This window comes from Nitrospira sp. BLG_2 (assembly GCF_049222245.1).
On record NZ_JBLYIG010000461.1, the window covers coordinates 1 to 2,361 of the forward strand.

General features: G+C 55.7%; 3 protein-coding genes. All 3 read right to left on the reverse strand.

All coding sequences use genetic code 11. From position 1 onward, the window contains the following. The coding region (locus tag ACOSYY_RS12495) for a DegT/DnrJ/EryC1/StrS family aminotransferase (protein WP_421662783.1) at positions 1–1,091 on the reverse strand (1,091 nt) is incomplete at its 3' end. Beyond that, on the reverse strand, positions 1,088–2,170 hold the full coding sequence (locus ACOSYY_RS12500) for a FemAB family XrtA/PEP-CTERM system-associated protein (RefSeq protein WP_421662784.1): 1,083 nt from the start codon (positions 2,168–2,170) through the stop codon (positions 1,088–1,090). The genes ACOSYY_RS12500 and ACOSYY_RS12495, both read right to left, overlap by 4 nt. Further along, the coding region (locus ACOSYY_RS12505; RefSeq protein ID WP_421662785.1) for a hypothetical protein at positions 2,167–2,361 on the reverse strand (195 nt) is incomplete at its 5' end. The genes ACOSYY_RS12505 and ACOSYY_RS12500, both read right to left, overlap by 4 nt.

The following is a 2,361-nucleotide window of genomic DNA, read 5'->3' on the forward strand; positions in this document are numbered from 1 at the left end:
CCCGGAACCGGTCGGACCGCTATTCGGTCCGCGAGCTGCGGGATGTTCTGAACGGTCGTCGGATAATTGGGGCTGATTCCTGCGCCGACTTCCCGGCTCCGCTTGCAGGCCGATTCTTTGGCGGAGCGGTCCCGCATCAACAGGGGCAGCCTGAGATAAGCGCTTTCGGAAATGGCCGACGTCCTGACGTCCCATCTTCCCAATCCCAAGTCCTCCATCAGCCGGTGCGCCGTCGCCCTTCTCGCTCGATTCGTTTGATCCAGGCGATCGCTCCAGTCTTGCAGCAAGCAGGCCCGTAGCTCGTCCATACGGAAAATGGGAAAATCAGTGTAAAACTTGGTTTCGCCAAGACCAAGGAATGGCAATCCCGTCGGGAACCAGTACAAGCCGGGATGGATGAATACCTTCATGAGGGCTGTTTCAATCCAGTTGAAAATCGTGTCGCGAACCGGAGGCTCCGGTACTTGCCGATATTCGGTCTCCATCAACTCCGTGATCGCCGACGAGAAGCTCAGAATGATCCCGCCCGTTCCCGACGTGAGGTTCTTTCCTCTGCCAAGGCTAAAGAATGCCACGTCGCCCATCGTGCCGGCCTGATCCAAGCCCGACTGCGCGCCCATCGCCTGAGCCGCATCTTCGACGACCACGATCCCGTGGTCGCCGCACAACCCCTTGGTCCGGGCCACATCCGCCGTAAGCCCGAACAGATGGGTGGACAGCACACAGAGGACATCATCATCCACGAGGGATTCCAACTCGTCGAACTTGAAATCCAGCGTCTCCGGATCAACATCACACAGGACCACCTCGAGGCCTGCCTTGACGATGGCCGAAGGCACGGAAAAACAGGTGTAGGCCGGAATCACGACTCGCCGCCGCCTACTGCCGGCAGCCAATGCCTTGAGGATGAGCGTCAACGCCGCTTTCCCCGACGAGAGGAGAAACACGGCGTGAGCAGAAAACCGATCTTTTAAATCTTCCTTCAATTGATCCCGATACTTCACGCCGCTGAAAAGCCCGATCGGCGCACGGAGGAGATGTTTCAAAGGAATCGGGGCCGCCGTCGGGGGGAGGGTTCGCTGTATTTTCACGGCAAATACTTCACAATCATGGGTCCGAAAAGGTTCGTCACGGGTATCGGCAGGTATTGCCATATTCGAATGGCCAGCCGGTACTTCGGGTTCTGCGGGTTCAATTTAGGCAACTTAGTCTCTTTGGAGAGCCAGTAGTACCAGTACAGCGGGAGCGGTTTGGCCCCCCACTGTTCCTTGAACCGATATGTCCCGCTGCCTTTCGATGAACGTCCAAAATCGAATATCCGGTATCCTTGCTCGCAGGCGTATCGGAGCACCGATCCATACAGCAACATATTCGGCGCCATCCGTGCATACCGGCGGTCTGACGCCGCCCAGGAAATTTCCAGAATTTGCCGAAACCCGTAGAGAAATCCGGCAGCCAGAACCTTATTCTCACGATAGACACAACATAACCGAGTATCCTTCTGGAACCTGCTCAATATTTCATTGAAGAACTCTTTTCCATACACCGGAGTGCCCAAATCCCTCATGGTTCGGGAAAACATTTCGTAGAAGTCATCAAGAAGTTCCACACCACCCGTGCGCACATGCATCCCTTCTTTTTCTCCCCGGCGAACCTGGGAGCGAAGCTTCGGTGGAAAGTTCTTCATAAGATCGTCGAACCGCTGGGGAAGATCCAGCCGCATCGAGACCTTGTCATCCCTCAGCGCCCATGACATATCGGTCGGCTTGGTGTGGCGCAATTCGATATGGCCCGCCATCAATCGGCGCGCACAGGCTGTTGCGTGACTGAGCAAGGCCTCTTTCGCCTCTAACGTGTCCGCCAATAATCCGCCATAATTGAGATAGGGAAGCGAAACGAGAAACCGGCCGAACATCCTGCTGTTAAGATAGACCAAAGGAAGCACACCTCTCACCGCTCCCTGTGAATCCTTTGCCAAATAATAATAGACAGGGTGTCCGAAGGCGGCCGTGATGACGTGACGCCACCCTATCAGGTGATAGCCGGCCGCATGGGGATGCGAATTGACATAGCTGTCCCACAGCACATCACCGGCACTATCTTCGATCTGCTCGACGGAGATGGATTCCATAGGAAGACAAGTTGAGCGGGGCGGGAACCTATCGGTCAAACCTCTCCTGCAACGCCACCGAACAAGTTCGCCAACTTGCCGGTCAGTTCCCGATATCCAAATTGAGCGGTATCGGACGATGAGGGAGGACGGACTATTTGCCGACGGGATACCAGGGCCATGAGAGTTTCTTTAAGCGATTCCACGTGATCCGGACAGCATAGCCCCAAGTTGTTGCGCGTCACCAAATG